The 16,439-nt window shown below is 38.2% G+C and carries 14 protein-coding genes; 6 read left to right on the top strand and 8 right to left on the bottom strand.

Going from position 1 to position 16,439, the window contains the following annotated elements; all coding sequences use genetic code 11:
- Nucleotides 1–48: 48 nt before the first annotated feature.
- Nucleotides 49–1,620, top strand: coding sequence for a rhomboid family intramembrane serine protease (locus tag QNJ66_RS05240; RefSeq protein ID WP_300503711.1), 1,572 nt, complete (start codon nt 49–51; stop codon nt 1,618–1,620).
- Nucleotides 1,621–1,654: 34 nt separating this feature from the next.
- Here QNJ66_RS05240 and QNJ66_RS05235 read toward each other — a convergent pair whose 3' ends face one another.
- The 3 genes from QNJ66_RS05235 to QNJ66_RS05225 all read right to left on the bottom strand — a co-directional run bounded on the left by QNJ66_RS05235 (nt 1,655) and on the right by QNJ66_RS05225 (nt 5,311).
- Nucleotides 1,655–4,180: a mannose-1-phosphate guanyltransferase gene (locus tag QNJ66_RS05235; RefSeq protein ID WP_300503709.1), complete on the bottom strand. Its 2,526-nt coding sequence runs from the start codon at nt 4,178–4,180 to the stop codon at nt 1,655–1,657.
- Nucleotides 4,113–4,325 carry a hypothetical protein gene (locus QNJ66_RS05230; RefSeq protein WP_300503708.1) on the bottom strand — a complete coding sequence of 71 codons (213 nt, stop codon included), beginning with the start codon at nt 4,323–4,325 and terminating at the stop codon, nt 4,113–4,115. The genes QNJ66_RS05235 and QNJ66_RS05230 overlap by 68 nt, the downstream gene beginning before the upstream one ends.
- A gap of 203 nt (nt 4,326–4,528) precedes the next feature.
- Nucleotides 4,529–5,311, bottom strand: a complete 783-nt coding sequence (locus tag QNJ66_RS05225) for an RNA polymerase sigma factor SigF (protein ID WP_300503706.1) — start codon at nt 5,309–5,311, stop codon at nt 4,529–4,531.
- A gap of 368 nt (nt 5,312–5,679) precedes the next feature.
- Between QNJ66_RS05225 and QNJ66_RS05220 the strand changes: the two genes are divergently transcribed.
- The 5 genes from QNJ66_RS05220 to QNJ66_RS05200 all read left to right on the top strand — a co-directional run bounded on the left by QNJ66_RS05220 (nt 5,680) and on the right by QNJ66_RS05200 (nt 8,740).
- Complete coding sequence (locus QNJ66_RS05220) at nt 5,680–6,408, top strand: Bax inhibitor-1 family protein (RefSeq protein ID WP_300503704.1); 729 nt, start codon at nt 5,680–5,682, stop codon at nt 6,406–6,408.
- A gap of 161 nt (nt 6,409–6,569) precedes the next feature.
- The gene (locus QNJ66_RS05215; RefSeq protein ID WP_300503702.1) at nt 6,570–6,746 is read left to right on the top strand and encodes a hypothetical protein; all 177 of its coding nucleotides are present in this window, start codon (nt 6,570–6,572) and stop codon (nt 6,744–6,746) included.
- 269 nt (nt 6,747–7,015) lie between these two features.
- Nucleotides 7,016–7,303 (top strand): hypothetical protein, encoded by a 288-nt coding sequence (locus QNJ66_RS05210; protein ID WP_300503700.1) that lies wholly within the window; start codon nt 7,016–7,018, stop codon nt 7,301–7,303.
- 120 nt (nt 7,304–7,423) lie between these two features.
- Nucleotides 7,424–8,455 carry a WD40 repeat domain-containing protein gene (locus QNJ66_RS05205; RefSeq protein ID WP_300503697.1) on the top strand — a complete coding sequence of 344 codons (1,032 nt, stop codon included), beginning with the start codon at nt 7,424–7,426 and terminating at the stop codon, nt 8,453–8,455.
- Between the two features lie 3 nt (nt 8,456–8,458).
- Nucleotides 8,459–8,740: a DUF3288 family protein gene (locus tag QNJ66_RS05200; RefSeq protein WP_300503695.1), complete on the top strand. Its 282-nt coding sequence runs from the start codon at nt 8,459–8,461 to the stop codon at nt 8,738–8,740.
- A gap of 44 nt (nt 8,741–8,784) precedes the next feature.
- Here the strand turns inward: QNJ66_RS05200 and QNJ66_RS05195 are convergent, their stop codons facing one another.
- The 5 genes from QNJ66_RS05195 to QNJ66_RS05175 all read right to left on the bottom strand — a co-directional run bounded on the left by QNJ66_RS05195 (nt 8,785) and on the right by QNJ66_RS05175 (nt 16,074).
- Nucleotides 8,785–9,657: an MnmC family methyltransferase gene (locus QNJ66_RS05195; RefSeq protein WP_300503693.1), complete on the bottom strand. Its 873-nt coding sequence runs from the start codon at nt 9,655–9,657 to the stop codon at nt 8,785–8,787.
- Between the two features lie 259 nt (nt 9,658–9,916).
- Nucleotides 9,917–11,428: a hypothetical protein gene (locus QNJ66_RS05190; protein ID WP_300503691.1), complete on the bottom strand. Its 1,512-nt coding sequence runs from the start codon at nt 11,426–11,428 to the stop codon at nt 9,917–9,919.
- 222 nt (nt 11,429–11,650) lie between these two features.
- Entirely contained in the window at nt 11,651–12,769 is a 1,119-nt protein-coding gene (locus tag QNJ66_RS05185; RefSeq protein WP_300503689.1) for an alanine--glyoxylate aminotransferase family protein, read from the bottom strand.
- Between the two features lie 449 nt (nt 12,770–13,218).
- The gene (locus tag QNJ66_RS05180; protein ID WP_300503797.1) at nt 13,219–14,403 is read right to left on the bottom strand and encodes an aspartate aminotransferase; all 1,185 of its coding nucleotides are present in this window, start codon (nt 14,401–14,403) and stop codon (nt 13,219–13,221) included.
- A gap of 174 nt (nt 14,404–14,577) precedes the next feature.
- Nucleotides 14,578–16,074: an ammonium transporter gene (locus QNJ66_RS05175; protein WP_300503688.1), complete on the bottom strand. Its 1,497-nt coding sequence runs from the start codon at nt 16,072–16,074 to the stop codon at nt 14,578–14,580.
- Nucleotides 16,075–16,439 lie beyond the last annotated feature (365 nt).

Raw genomic sequence — 16,439 nt, 5'->3', positions numbered from 1 at the left:
ATCTTATTTATGTTGCCTTTAGGTTTTTTCTTTCAGCATAAATTAAGTATGATAGATATCAATGTCTTTATCATTATAACAGTTTTTTCTACTTGTTTAGCTACTATTATTCAAGTTATTAAAGAGATTATTCCTAAAAATGATGGCTGGATAACCATTAGTGTATTAATTATTTTAGTAACTGGTTTATTATTGACTATTAATTTGAGTTTAAGTGCTTGGATAGGGGGGATTTTACTAACTCTTTTCTTGATAATTCCCCGGTGGCTATTATATCGTTTTGATCGTTTATTTGAAGTAAAAAACTATCAAAAATCTCGTCAAATTTTATCTATAATACTCTGCTTACATTTTACGAAATATTGTCAAAATTATTACCAATTATTATTAGGATTAGAATTAGCTGATAATGGAAATATAAACAAAGGGATTAATATTTTAAACAAAAACAATACTTGTCTTCCTATTTTTAATTATTACTATGGACTTTTTTATTATGAAATTTTAGGAGATTGGCAAAAATGTTTACAGCTTTTTGAACATGAAATTGATAAAAAAATCTTATTTTCGGACCCTCTTTTATTGACTTATTACCTCAGAGCATTAGGAGAAACAGGAAAACTAAATCAACTATTTGAAAATATTTCAAAAGTGCAATCTATTTTATTAAAACAAAAAAAATACACTTATATTTCTCGTATTAAATTATATGGATTTGCTTTTTCTGGTCAAATATCAGCCCTTAAACAATTATTTGCCTCTGAATTGTCATTTTATCCAGAATACTTACAACAATTTTGGTTAGTGACAGCTAAAACGGTTATGAATAAAAATAAGGATTATTACCAAATTTTACTAAAAAAATATTCGATGAATCATAACATTTTGAGAGCATCAGTTGAGTGGAGAATCAAAAAAACATCAATTCCTTTATTAGAAAAGATAAAAAATAGTGCTTATAAAAATCTTTATCAGATTCACATTAATAATAAAAAAACAAATATAAATACTAATATTTTGAGGAGCAAAAATAAAAAAATCACTCTATTTTTAATCACTATCAATTTCTTGGTATTTGTTACACAAATCAGGTTTGGTGGTAGTGAAAACCTGGAAACCTTATATCAACTAGGTGCTTTAGTTCCTATTGTTGTCTGGGAAGGTGAATTTTGGCGATTAATTACAGCTAATTTTCTTCACTATGGGTGGGGACATTTTTTAATGAATATGTTAGCACTTTATTTCCTAGGAAATTTAGTAGAAGCTATTAGTAATAAATATCACTATATTATTATTTATTTTCTCAGTGGAATAGGTTCAATGTTTGCCTTTTCCTTACTCGCTAATTATACTAATAAACTAGATTATATTTTAGTTGGTGCTTCAGCATCAGTTATGGGTTTAGTAGGCAGTTTAACAGCAATATTTTTAAGGAGATGGTTAAATGAAAAGTCCTCTATTAACAGTAAAAGACTATCAATGATGCTAATAATTATTACTGTACAATTAATCTCTGATTACCTCATTCCTCAAGTCAGTATGTTAAGTCATTTATTCGGTTTATTAATCGGTTTTATGATCGAGAGTTTCATAGGAGTTTTTAGCACTCGAAAAACCTAATATAGCAGTAATAGAAAAACAATAACTGATAACTCTACATACTACTCAAATTATCTTGCTCATGTTCGATAAAGTTCTGTACTTTGTGACGATATTCTCTAAGATTAACATCTACCCATTCTCGATCATCGCTGTTAGCGACAATATGGACAAAAGCTTCTCCAGCATCCGGTAAAATTAAGATCCAATTATCATTTTGACGATTAATAATTTTCACACCGTCAATTAATTCCAGTTGTTCATGATGATGAATTTCTACCAAATAACGCATCAACGCCCCTTTAATCTTCCAAGGACAGCGTAAAACGTAAGATTTATGACAAATACGAGGTAATTCTGCTTGAATTTGTACAAGAGATCGCCCTTGAGTAGCCAGCATTTCCAACAGTTTCGCTAAACTAAACATAGCATCGAACCCAGGATGTAACTGAGGAAAAATAAAGCCAGTGTCTCCACTTCCCCCCAAAGAAACGTTAGGATTAGCTTGGGCCGCCTCCATCAAAGCAGTGGGGTTAGATTTAGTGCGAATAACCCTACCATCATGACGACGGGCAATTTGTTCAACCGCGCTAGAAGCTTCCACCGGAACAACCACAATACTACGAGGATAGGCGGTAAAAATAGTATTGACCATTAAAGCAGTCAACCATTCTCCACGAATAGGCAGGCCAGACTCATCAACTAGGATAAACTGTTCTCCATTAGCAGAAACCTGGGCCCCTAAATTAGCTTTCACTGCTTCAACCACCTGGCCCAGTTGATGAAGTAGAGACTCTCTCTCCTCAGTAGAAACCGAAGTTTGACGGAGACTAGCATTGAGGACAATAGCATCACAGCCAAATTTGCTCAGAAGTTGCGGTAAAATCGCCCCTGACACCCCGTAAGCGTAGTCAATGACAATTTTGGGTTCACTGTTACTAATGCTGTCAAGATCCAATTGGGTTTCAAAAGTTTGACGATAAGTTTCAATAACTTGTGCAGGATAGGCCATACTGCCAATATCAGCAATACCCACCCGTCGTAAATCTTCCTTAAAATAAGCCCCTTCGATTTTCTTTTCTTGGGACTTAGAAATATTAATACCTTCGTGGTCAAAAAATTCGATTAAAATATGATCCGTGCGATCCGGATGGGCCCGTAAATGAACCCCACCAGATACCCCCAACTTAGGGGTCATAGTACGAGAAATAGGAATGGCCGTAGCTTCCAGGTTTTGAATATCGATACCCACCGACATCAACCCAGAAATCAAAGAACGGCTAATCATGCGAGAAAACCCCCGTTGATCCCGTGATACCACCACTTGCGATCCAGCTTTGAGGGTTGATCCATAGGCCGCCCCTAATTTTACAGCAAATTCCGGGGTAATATCGATATTGGCCAATCCCGTTACACCCCGTTGACCAAACAAATTGCGATTAGCGGTACTACCCCAAATTAAGTTAATATTCAAGATAGCTCCTGATTCGATACGTTTACTCGGCCAAACTCGCACATTTGAGCTAATCTGTGCTTCTTCTCCCACAATAGACAATGGGCCAATAATTGCCCCTTCTAATACTTGGGCCCGACGGTCAACACGGGTTCCTCTGGCAATAACACAAGCAGCCAGATAAGATTCATCGCCAATGGTAACACCATTCCAAATAATTGGCCGTTTTAGGTCAGAAGCAGCCCCAATAGTGACATTATCACCCATGACACAACCTTGCTCGATAGCCACCCCTGGACCAATGCGACAGTTATCACCAATCAGTGTCGGGGGTTCAATTGTAGCTGTCGGGTCAATGTAAGTATTTTGTCCTAACCATATCCCCGGAGACTGTTCACTATAAGCAAAATCCAGGTTAACTTTTTTTTCTAAGGCATCGTATTGCGCTTCTCGATAAGCATCTAAATTGCCGACATCGCACCAATATCCTTCGGCAATGTAACCATACATGGGTTCTCCTTTGGCTAGGAGAAGGGGAAATAAATCTTTGGAAAAGTCGCTTTCTCGGTTGACTGGGAGGTATTGTAAGACCTCTGGTTCTAAAATATAGGTGCCGGTGTTAACAGTGTCGGAAAAAATTTCGCTGGAGGAAGGTTTTTCCATAAAACGGCTGATTTTTTGCTGTTTATCGGTAATAACTACCCCAAACTCCATAGGGTTAGGCACACGGGTAAGGACGAGAGTAGCTTTAGATTTTTTTCGACGATGAAAGGCGATGGCAGCTTGCAGGTCAAAATCGGTGATACTATCGCCACTAATGACTAAGAAGGTATTTTGTAAAAGATCCTCCACGTTTTTCACACAACCAGCAGTCCCTAAAGGTTGTTCATCCTCCACAGCGTACGTTATTTCCACTCCAAACTCTTTGCCATCTTGAAAATAATCCCGCATAACATCGGGAAGATAGTACAACGTAGCGATAATTTCTGTTATATTATTTCGTCTTAGTAGATTAATGATATGTTCTGCAATGGGGCGATTTAATATCGGTACCATCGGTTTAGGTAAATCGCAGGTCAATGGACGTAGCCGAGTTCCCGATCCACCAGCCATTAGCACTGCACGCATAAATTCTCCTCAATGGTTGATTTTTGTCACCTTTTTTGACAATTTCAGCTAAAATTTCTTTCTTATACCATAGCTTATTTTCGGAGGTTGCAGGAGGTGAGGGGGTGACGGGATGTGTGGGGAGTGTGGGAAGAAGAAGTAACATATATCTACCTCCGTACATCTTGGCGCAAAATTGCTGTCAGCTTCTAGTTAAATTCCCATTACAAAAGCTTTTTATATTGAGAGAAAACTTTAGAATCAGGGCGTAAATACTGGCAATTTGCTGCTTCATTAGATTTTACACCTTATGAGAATTGCTAGAAACTGGTTCAACCAATGGAAAAATAGCCCTAAACATATCATCTCCTAAGCCACTTGAGGTTCTAACAGAGAGCCTAACTGCTCAATGCCTTTTTTAAGATGGCGCGTCACCGTCATGGGGCTAATACCAATCTGTTTGGCTGCTTCTTTGCGAGGAAGTTCATGCAAAAAGACACACTCGATGGCCGCCTTGGTTTTATCCTCTAGTTGACTCAAAGCCCTTTGTAATTGTAAGCGATCTTCTTCTAATTTTTGTTTCGCTTGGTAATGATGATCTGGCAAAGTATCCCCAAAACTAATAGAACAATCCATATTTTGGCTGATGGTTGCATCTAAACTCACTAAAAGACGGTTTTGCAGTGCCAGTTGACATTCATTCCATTCTTCTAAGGGAACCATTAAAGCTTCTGCAATTTCCCAATCAAAAGGAGAACGCTTTAAACTGACCGTCAACTTTTTACGTATTTTTTTGCCTTTGTTATATAGTTCTTGCCACCTTCTAGGAATTCTCATGACACTGCCTTTATCCCGAAGATAATGGAGCATTTCTCCGCGAATATAGGGAATGGCAAAGGAACTAAAAGCACAACCCTGTTGAGGGTCAAAACGTTCAATGGCACGAATTAAACCTAAAGAACCAATCTGTTCTAAATCTTCGTAAGGTTCTGAACACTGGCAATTAATGCGATGGGCAACTTGACGAACTAATCCTAAATTACACTCTACCAATTTATTTCGTAACCCTAAAGAAGGATTACGGGCATAAGCACTCAAAAGCTCCATGCTATCTCTATGTTTCTTCGTATTGCTTTGGTTATAGTGAGTCATAATTGTTACATCCAACAAATTTTCAAGGGAAAAATAATAATAGGAGTTACGAGAACATCCCTAACAAAACAGTCTTGGCTCAGCCTCTATCAGTTGGTAGGTTGAAAATCCTACTAAGGAATCTTGTCTATGTCTCCTTATTATCTTTCTCAGAGAAATTCCCTACTATGGGTATTACACGGAAATTTGAGGCACTTCTCCACAATTAATCTGGAGAAATACGCAGATTTACCCTGAGGTACTTTAGCAACTATTGATTTTGACCAGTTCCCTGATTCGGTATTCTTTACTAGCCACTTGGGTTAATTTTTCGCTATAAACATAAGTAGTTGTTTAAGTTATTCTTTGAGTCAATAAAGAGGGATTGTATGAGTAATACCAGTAACTTTCGTGATGCGATTCGCGAAGCCCAAAGTCAACATCTTGTCGGGCCCAATGTGATCGCGAATGCTTTACCTTTTGTTGGAGGTGGCTTAGTTTTAACCGCAGTGGGAACCTACGGAGGGTTAGGGGTGATTCAATCTTTCCCTAATCTCTTTTTCCCTACTTTCTTCGTGGCGATCGTTTTGGAATTGGTTCTATTTTTTGTTGCCCGCAATATCGCTGAAAAGGGCAATAACAGCACCGCTTTACCTTTATTGGCTTTGTATAGCCTCTTATCCGGTTACACCCTCAGTGGACTCGTTTTTGTCGCCTTGGGAACTCAAGGAGTGGGTAGCCAAGGAATTGCGATCGCTGCTTTAGGTTGTGGCATCACTTTCATTTTTGCTAAGAGTGTGGGGTCTAATCTCTCTGAGCAAGATGGTATGGCTTTAACCAAAACCATCGGTTTAGGTATGATTGCCCTCTTAGTGGTGATCTTCGGGCAATTAATCTTCTCCTTTTTTGGAGTTTATAGCCCTAGCTGGCTAGAAATCGCTATTTCTGGGTTAGGGGTTCTCTTATTTGTTGGGGCTGCGGTAGTAGATTTTTACATCCTTCCTCGTACTTATCGAGATGAACAGTATCTTCCTGCTGCGTTGTCCATGTACCTCACCTACATCAATTTATTTATCTTCATTTTACGCTTGCTCATTGCTATCAATGGCCGTGACTAGAAGTTTAAAACCCAGCTAAAGATATTTCTGTAGGGGTCAACGGGCGTTGACCCCTAAAATATAAACGTCTGTAGTCTAAGTCGATGAAAATGAGATTTCTCCTTTGTGACTTTAGTTGGTAAAGTAAAGAAATGTAAAGAAAATAATTACAGAGAAAACCCATGAGTGAACCTTCTACCCAACCCACAGAAACCCCTAAGCTCGAAGATCCTAAATTTGGTTTTAACGATTATGCAGAACGGTTAAATGGTCGTGCTGCTATGGTGGGCTTTTTATTAATTTTGGCCATTGAATATTTTACAGGACAAGGTTTATTATCCTGGTTAGGCTTACAGTGATATTGAGACTGGGGATACTGGGAGAATGGGAGACTAGGAGAGACTTGAGAAATAATCTCTATATCTACACCCTGCCACCCTTACACCCCATCCTCTTCAAACTTTCAGTTAATTATTGACATTTTTGATAGAGATTGGATAAACTACCGTAACTTATCCTAAGTGAGATACCGTAATAATTAATCTAATTTCCGTAATTTATACAGTTCATTTTATGGCACATAAGATAAGCTGAAATTAGAATAGATATCTTAATCGATCCAATTAGCATGAAGATTTTATTGCCTCGTGTTCTCAGAACCCTTTATCGCAAAGAACCCATTTCTAGTTTTATTCTAGTTGTGGGGGCTGTAGATGCGGTGATGGGAGGGGTTGGTCAAAGCGGGTCTTTATTCTCCTTCGGATTGTTGATTGTCTCTGTTTCCATTATTTTACGCTGGTGGCAAGTACAAAAAGCGCAGCCGATTATCACAGAGAATAAACCTAGACGCTATCTTCCTCCTAGTTCTTCTAATGTCCCTTTGCCTTTATTAACCCATGAGAAATATCGTCGCTAAGCAAGAAATTGGCAAAGTCGATACAATAGGGCTAAAAAATTACACCATAAAAGCCCTTATTATCCGATGAAGGATCAGAAAAAGCAAAAGCAGCTAATCACAACCCTAAAACTCATCTTAATGACGTTAGTTGTTTTAGGACAAGGCTGGACACTTCCTAGTCATGCTCAGTTAATTCGTCAACAACGAGAAGCCTTATCTGAGCAAAAAATTCCCGTGGTTAACTTAGGAATACGCTTTAAACATCGTTTAACAGGCCATACTACTCCCATTCGCTCTTTGGCGTTCAGTCCGAATGGAAGGACGGTGATCAGTGGTGGAAGCAGTAATGAACCTTTTTTGAAATTTTGGTCTATTCAAGATGGACATGAAATTAATACCCTGCGCACTCAGAGTTCCGCAATTTTAACCCTAGAAGTTTCCCCTAATGGTCAAACTTTAGTCAGTAGTGGGGAAGACTCTGATATTCACTTCTGGGTTTGGCCAGAAAGAGATAGTAAGGTAACTTCTTTTGAACATTACAGCCATGTTTTAGATTTAGTGGTAACACCTGATAGTCAGCTAGTGGTAACGGGTGCTTTGGATGGGATTCGCGTTTGGACCTTGGAACCACCTCGTTTTCTCTATCAACTGGAAGATTTTGGTATACCTGCTCACGCTTTGGCAATACACCCTAACGGATTTTTAGTTGCTAGTGGAGATAATCAAGGAATTGTTAGATTTTGGAATTTAAGGGATAAAACAGTTGTCTCAGAGTTTAACGCACATTCTCAAACTATTTCTGGTTTGGTCATTACTTCTGACCAAAAACGCTTAATTACTGCAAGTCGCGATCGCACTATTAAGGTCTGGGATTTGGCAACAGGGGATTTATTGGATACTTGGACTGGTCATAGAGGCCCAATTCAAGCGATGGCCCTTAGTCCTAATGGTCAAGTTTTAGCTAGTGCGGGTCATGATGGGATTAGGTTATGGAATGCGCAAACTGGCCGCTTATTACGGCATTTTCAAGAGCATAGCGATCGAGTTAATGTCATTGCTTTTAGTCCTGATGGACAATATTTAGCTTCTGGTGGATTTGACAGAGTGGTTAATCTCTGGGAGATTTCTCCTGCTTTTTATGAATCTCTAAAATTACGTCGCACTTTTTGATATATGGCGCAAGATCAAAAGCATCCCCAAGAAAAAAGCGATCGCGTTATTGTTAATGAGTTATTAGTAGCTGACCCCACTGACTATAATTTAGCGGAATTAGCTAGACTTCGTATTCGTTATGGTAATTTTCCTGGGGCCCGACAATTAACCCAAGATTTAGATTTAATTTTAGAACAATGGGAGTTAACGGAAGCAGAATTATTCGAGAAAACTCGTCAGCTTCACCAAAAAGGAAAGGTTTATAAAAAGTCTTCTGGAGAAGGTGGACAAGACTGGAGTTAATTCAGTTATCAGTTACCAGTTACCAGTTTTTTCTATCAACTTAATTATCCATTATTTAACCATCTTTTTTTCCAGTGACTACTAGATTCTAAATCACTTTTACTTTGTTCTTTTTCTCTTCTAGTTTTAATTGTTTCCGCCATATCTGTTAGGTTAGGATCTCGGTAAGGAATAGCTGCACGGGTTTGTAGATGTTCTTTTTCCTGTTGAGATATTGGAGGTAAATTATTACCTTTCCAGTTAGCAATAGTTCCAGGCGATCGCCTTCCTACACTTCTAGTTGCTCCTATTTTTAACCCTGCTAATTGTAAAGCAGTTCTCACTGAAGCTGCACAGGAATAAGTTGCCAGATGTCCATCTTTTCCTAAACATTGAGATACTAATTTTATGAATTCTACTGTCCACAGTTGAGGACATTTTGGAGGAGAAAATGGGTCTAAAAATATAGCATCTGCTAGAAATGTTTGATTAATTATTGTTTTTATTGTTTGTCTTGCATCTCCTAGTAATAGTTGAGCATTTAAACGATTATTTTTGATTTTTTGATGGTTTGCTAAACCTTTTAAGTTATCAATAACATTATCTGAAAAATTATCTAACAAGTTAGAATTTATAGTTTGCAAGGGTACATTTATGTCCTTTTCTAGGGCAAATAGTTCTACTTTTATCTTAGGATTAATTGACCAAACATTTTCTAAAGCAACTGCTGTATTATAACCTAATCCGTAACAAATATCAAGTATTCTTATTGTATTTTTAATAGTTACTTTTTCTTTTATTTTACAAGGTTCAATAAATTTATATTTTGCTTCTTGTTTTGCTCCTGAATGGGAATGAAATAACTCTTCAAACTCATCGGAAAAGAAGGTATAAGATCCATCATCAGTTAGTTTAGGTATGAAGGTTTTAGTTAACATCTTCTGAATATATATTAATAAACAGTAACACAGCCTTCTAGGATGTAAAAATCTTTCTTGTACTGATCGTGTAGAAGTAATGCCTATGTTACACTATTGAATACTAAAATGTAAACTCTCTATTATCAAACATCAATTATTAAATCGTTGCTAGATATAAAAAAGTGTACCGTTTTTTTAGGGAAGTCATAATTTTAACAAATCTGTTAAATTAATCTATTCTCCCCCCTTACATTAATTAGTGATCGCCAATACTATTTTATAAATTTATGGGCAAATTAAAATGATTAGCTATTATTTTGATGATAGCCAATTCTTCTAGGGTAATCACTCCATCTAATTTAGCAACTTTTTCACATTGAGCAAGTAATGCAACAGCAAAATCTTGATTTAATTGTGACAGTAAATGCTCTAAAGAAGGCGGATTATGTAAATTTTGGGTAATGCTTTCTAAAGAAGCAGGGCTAAGATTCAAAGTTTGTAATTCTGGAAGCATTTTTTCTTGTGTTATTTGAGGATTACCAGCTAAAAATAGATGAACTAAAACTTGATCCATAATTACTTCTTGAGTAATAGCTTTTTGAAGATATTCTGTTCCTTCCAATTGCATTTGTTCAAGGGTTGCTTCTATTTCTAAAGGATTAAATTGTGCTTCATAAAATTGACAAGCACTATGTCCTAAAGCGTAAATGATAAGCGCATTGGTACTTGCTCCAATTACAGCACCAGCAGCAGGAATATTTCTTAAGAATCCTAATCCTGCTTTAAGAGCATATTTTCCACCTAATTTAGCTGCTTGACTCCCTCCTAAAGCTAAGCCAAAAATTGATAAAATTTCTCCTTTTCTTGCACTATCTTCTAAGTCTAAACCATAAGCACAAGCTATCTGACAAACCATTTCTGCTTGTAACAAAGTCGTTGCTGCTAAATCTACAGCAAACATGGCAGCAGCAACACCCGGAACTAGACTACTCATTAATCCTGTCCCACCTGAATATATTGCTTTATCTACGATAATACGATGAGCAATTTCAGATGAGGTTTCATGAGGATATTTTTCTTTTAATTGTTTAACTTCTGTCTCTGCTTTAACGACATCAACGTTTTCAATAATTGCAACTAACCAATCAATTTTACATCCTTTTGTTAATTCTTGGAGTTGAGGATTGTTGCTGACTACATCGTATAAATAACCAACACCACCTGGTATTGATAAAGCTGCCTTTCCCATTGCTGATCCTGCATTGACGGTAGTATCTGCTACTGTTTTGCCAATTTCCATAGCATTATCAGCTATGACACCTCCTGCTTGTGTCATCGCACCACCGATCGCATTACTTGTAGATGTTGCGGTTTGAGTGATAGAATGCCACCAAGACTTTTGAGAATCCTCTACATAATCGGTCGTTGTTGCAGAAATATTCTGATTTTTATGCTTTTTTGGGGAAGGTGTGTGAATAAGATTTTGGGAAGTCGTTGTCTGTGTTGTTGATAATTTTAAACCCAATTCTTGATCCCAGTCGGGTAGAGTATTTCCTTGTTTTTTTCCATAAACTTTTACCCTTTCTACGGATTTAAGGTTGAGTTTAAAACAATTTTCTTGGATGATTTTTATTGATTTTTCTTGATCAGGGATATCAATGGATTCTATCATGATCATCAGAAAATTGTCTTTGACAGAGACTTCAGAAACAGTTGCAGAAATACAGTCTAGACGAGTGTTGAGAAAAAAAGTGATCAAACTGGTATCAGTCTGGGTTGTTATATTCATAGAATTTCACAAGTTTAACTTACTGTTTACTATGATTATTCCCACTTAACTCAAAAAAATCACACACCATACTAAGTACCTGGACAAAAATAAACGTTACTGCAAAGTGAGCGGGGGAGCGGGGAGAAGGGAGCAGGGATAGGGGTTACCGCTTATTTACATTTCTTAAGACAGTTAACTATATTTATGTCCGACTACTTAGATTTTTGAAAGATTAGAAAGTTATAAAACTTTATTTAAAGCTTCTAACAATAATAAAACATTTTCTGGGCGAGAATTATAACCCATTAAACCGATGCGCCAAACCTTCCCAGCTAATTCACCTAAACCTCCTCCAATCTCGATATTGTACTCTTTTAAAATATAACTAGAAACTGCTTTTCCGTTAACCCCTTCAGGAATACGAACGGTAGTTAAAGTTGGTAAACGAAACTGTTTTTTTACATGACAAACTAAGCCTAACTTTTCTAACCCTTCCCATAATAATTCTGCATTTTTTTGATGTCGTTGCCAACTATTTTCGATTCCTTCTTCTACGATCAAAGATAATGCTTCTCTTAAGCCATAATTCATGTTACAAGGAGCAGTATGATGGTATTTTCTGGGTTCTCCCCAATATTGATTTAAGAGGTTCATATCTAAATACCAATTAGACACTGGAGTGGTACGTTTTTGCAACTTTTCCCAAGCACGATCGCTCATAGTAAAAGGTGAAAGTCCGGGGGGACAACCTAACCCTTTCTGACTACAACTATAAGCTAAATCAACACCCCATTGATCCGCATAAAAAGGAACTCCTCCTAAACTGGTAACTGCATCAACTAATAATAAACAATTATGTTCTCGACACAACTCCCCTACCCCTTCTAAGGGTTGTCTGACCCCAGTAGAAGTCTCTGCATTAACTAACGCTAAAATAGCAGGTTTATGGGTTTCTAATGCTTCTTTTAATTCTGCTAAACTAAAATTTTCGCCCCAAGGTTTACTTATTTTTCTAACATCTGCACCATAACGGGTGGCCATATCTACTAAACGGTTACCAAAATAACCCATCACCCCTATTAATACCACATCTCCAGGTTCAACCACATTAGCTAAACTGGCCTCCATTCCCGCGCTTCCTGTTCCACTAATAGAGATGGTTAAATCATTTTCAGTTTGCCACACATACCGTAATAAAGTTTGGATCTCGTCCATCATTTGTAAATAAAAGGGATCAAGATGGCCAATAGGAGGAAGGCTCATTGCTGATAAAATACGGGGGTTAGCATTAGATGGACCAGGACCCAGAAGTAAACGGGGAGGAATGTTTAAGGGTTGGGGTTGAAAAGGAATAGTCATGTTAACTTATGGTTAAATAGTAGGAATATTTTATCAAATTTTTTGAGTCTCTATAGTATTTACATTTAATAGACAAACAGTAACACAGCTTTCTAAGCTATAACCATTATCCTGCTTGTGTTACACTGTTCACGACTCAACTGTAAAAGCTATATATAGCAATTCTCATACTTGTGAGGTACAGAGTTTTCTAGTTTTAGGAGTTCGGAGTTCGGAGTTCGGAGTTAGATATTAGGTTTACCTCATGAGTCCGAGAAAGGCTATATTAAGACATATTCATACTATTCTCTGATGTTTTTCTACACTATATTAGTATTTGATATCATGAAAAATTAAAGTAAAGTTAATATTATAGAGCTTTTGTACCAACCATCTCTTAGTTTTGGAGCAGGTACTGATCCAAATACATCGAGACTTATTTTAAATCTCTCCAATAAAGTAATTATTTATTATTGAAAATAAATCCCTGCTTGCTTGAGAAGATTTAACGCTTTTCCTAATAGATCACAATCAGCAATTAAACTAATTCTTACATACCCTTCACCCCCTTCTCCAAAAGCATTTCCAGGAGTAAAAACAATACCCGTTTTTTGCAAAACATCAAGAGCAAAATCTGTAGAATTAGTATTAGTGGGACAAGGAACCCAAAGATACATAGTTGCTTGAGAGGGTTTAATATTCCAGCCGAGTTCTCCTAACCCTTTAATCAAAAAATCTCTTCTCGTTTGATAACGTTCTTGAACTTTTTTAATATAACTATGAGGTAAGTTTAAAGCAGTCTCAGCAGCAGCTTGAACCGCAGAAAAAATACCATAATCTAGGTTAGTCTTTAACGTTCTTAAACCCTGGATAATTTCCGAATTTCCTACCACAAAACCCACACGCCAACCAGCCATATTATAGGTTTTAGAAAGGGTATGAAATTCTACACCAATCTCTTTTCCCCCAGGAATTTCTAATAAACTGGTAGGTTGATAACCATCAAAAGCTAATTCCGCATAACATAAATCATGAACTAACATAATTTCGTAATGGGTTGCCCACTGAATAATCTCTTCAAAAAAAGCTCTGGGTGCGGTTGCTGTAGTGGGATTATTGGGATAATTAAAGTATAAAATTTTCGCTGCTTGAGCAACATTTTCAGGGATAGTAGAAAGATCAATTAACCAGTCATTTTCGGCTGATAAAATAAGCGGATAAAGATCAGCCCCGGCAATTAAAGGCCCGCGAAAATGCGCTGGATAAGAAGGACTAGGAACTAAGACAACATCCCCCGGATTGATGTAAGCTAAGGCTAAATGGCCTAACCCTTCTTTGGAGCCGATTAAAGGTAACGCCTCGCTACTGGGGTCGAGATCCACCCGATAACAGCGACGATACCAAGCGGTAATAGCTTCCCGAAAACTTGCCGTTCCTTCAAAGGGTGGATAACCGTGGGTTTGAGGCTTCTGTAAAGCAGCGATCGCCCCTTGTATGACAGGTTGCGGTGCCATACCATCGGGGTTTCCCATACCTAAATCGATCAAATCTAATCCCTGTTCTCTGGCCTTAGCTTTGAGTTCATCTAATCTAGCAAAAACATAGGTAGGCAAAGCTTCTAGGCGATCAGCACGACGCATCCAACTCAAACTCATAGTCACAGGAGTTTTACAAATTACCAGCAACTTTTTATCATAGCAAAATTTGTCACACAACTCCTGTTCTGGCTGTCATCAGGGAATTTATCGCGGCTAAATTGTCTTTCCACATTTCTGATAAAAAAAGTCCGCAGTGATAGCGGACTTAGGTTACTTTAAGGGTTAAATTAACTAAATTCCAGCCCCTGTGGTAACATCTTCATTAACCGTAGAAGAACCGGAACCGCCAAAACCATCGGTTTCTTTAGCAAAACCAGCATAAGCTTCCATTCCATGTTCTCCAATATCCAAACCCTCGAGTTCTTCTTCAGCACTCACACGGATACCCATGGTTGCCTTGAGAGCCGTCCAGACAATGCCACTGAAAATGGCTGTAAATGCACCAATGGCGACAATACCAACGATTTGACTTCCCAGTTGAGCAAAACCACCACCGTAGAATAGGCCACTTTCTGTGTTGAATAAGCCAACTGCTAGGGTTCCCCAGATACCATTGACTAAGTGGACAGAAATCGCTCCAACGGGGTCATCGATTTTGAGAACGGAATCAATAATGCTAACAGAATAAACAACGATTACACCAGCAACAGCACCGATGATCACAGCACCCCAGTAGGATACCCCATCACAACCGGCCGTAATACCCACTAATCCTGCTAAAATACCATTGATAATCATGGAGAGGTCGGGTTTACCGTCTTTAACCCAAGCGACGAAAGTAGCTGCAACACCACCGGCAGCGGCCGCTAAGTTGGTTGTAACAGCAATGTAAGGAACAGCTTCATCAGCAGCTAACTGAGAACCTGGGTTAAACCCAAACCAGCCGATCCAAAGAATGAGACAGCCTAAAGTTGCAATACTCATATTGTGGCCGGGAATCGCTTGGGGACGACCATCAATATATTTATTCATTCTAGGCCCGAGGATAGCTGCCCCCATCAGTGCAGCCCAACCCCCAACGGAGTGAACCACTGTAGAGCCAGCAAAGTCACTAAAGCCAAGGCTTCCTAACCAACCGCCACTCCAAACCCAGTGGCCGGTAATGGGATAGGAAATACCTACTAACAATAAACTGAAAACTATGAAATCATTAAACTTGATCCGTTCGGCAACTGCCCCAGAAACGATGGTGGCTGCGGTTCCAGCAAAAGCTGCTTGGAACAAGAAGGCTACGGAAACAGGCAGTCCAGCAGGGAAGGGGTCGAGTCCGTAGGTTGCCGGTTCTCCACTGAGGAACCATCCTCCAGACCCAATAATGGGATTTTCAGGGCCGCCAAACATTAGAGAATAACCGATCGCCCAATAAGCGAGAGTTGCTAGGGCAAAAACAATCAGGTTTTTGGAGAGAATGTTAACGGCGTTTTTGTGACGACAAAAGCCGGTTTCTAACATCCCGAAACCTGCATTCATGAAAATAACGAGGATCGCTGCAATCAGTACCCAGATAGCGTCGAGGGTTCCTTGTAGTTGGAGAACTGCGTCAGCATTTTCCGTAGTAACTTCTAGGACGTTGATTTCTACACTTTCAGCGACAACAGCCTTATTCCAAACAATAGTAATAATAGCTGCTAAGGGAATACAAGCAATCCAATATGGAGAGAAGGATCTGGCGATTGTTTTTAACGGTTGCCAGACCGGGACATCTTTTTTTGTTCGTGTTGATACCATTTTAGGAGATGATTAAGAAAATCATTAACACCGGAAATGACTGAATATTGAGTTAAGGATCTCTGGTTCAGTTATTTCCTTCTTTAGTGTATAAACTCTAAAGAGAATTTCTGGATTTCCTCAAGGTCACTTAAGGATTTTCCCTAGATTTTCCTAAAAATCTTTAACTTTTTCCGATGTCTCTTACCATAGTTTGCGTCATTTCTTAGTCAGAGCGTCTTGGGGAGAACAGGAAATTAACCATTTACCAAACATTGAACATTGAACATTAAACATTGAACATTTTGGTTTCAAGCCTCTCCCTTTAGGGAGAAAGAAGTTTGGGAGAGGTTTCAAGCCTACTTCCAAACGAATGATAAATGATA

This window comes from Crocosphaera sp. (assembly GCF_030064895.1).
In the GTDB taxonomy this organism is placed as follows: Bacteria; Cyanobacteriota; Cyanobacteriia; order Cyanobacteriales; family Microcystaceae; genus Crocosphaera.
The sequence above is the reverse complement of the archived record's forward strand: the minus strand, read 5'-3'. Positions and strand labels throughout refer to the sequence as shown.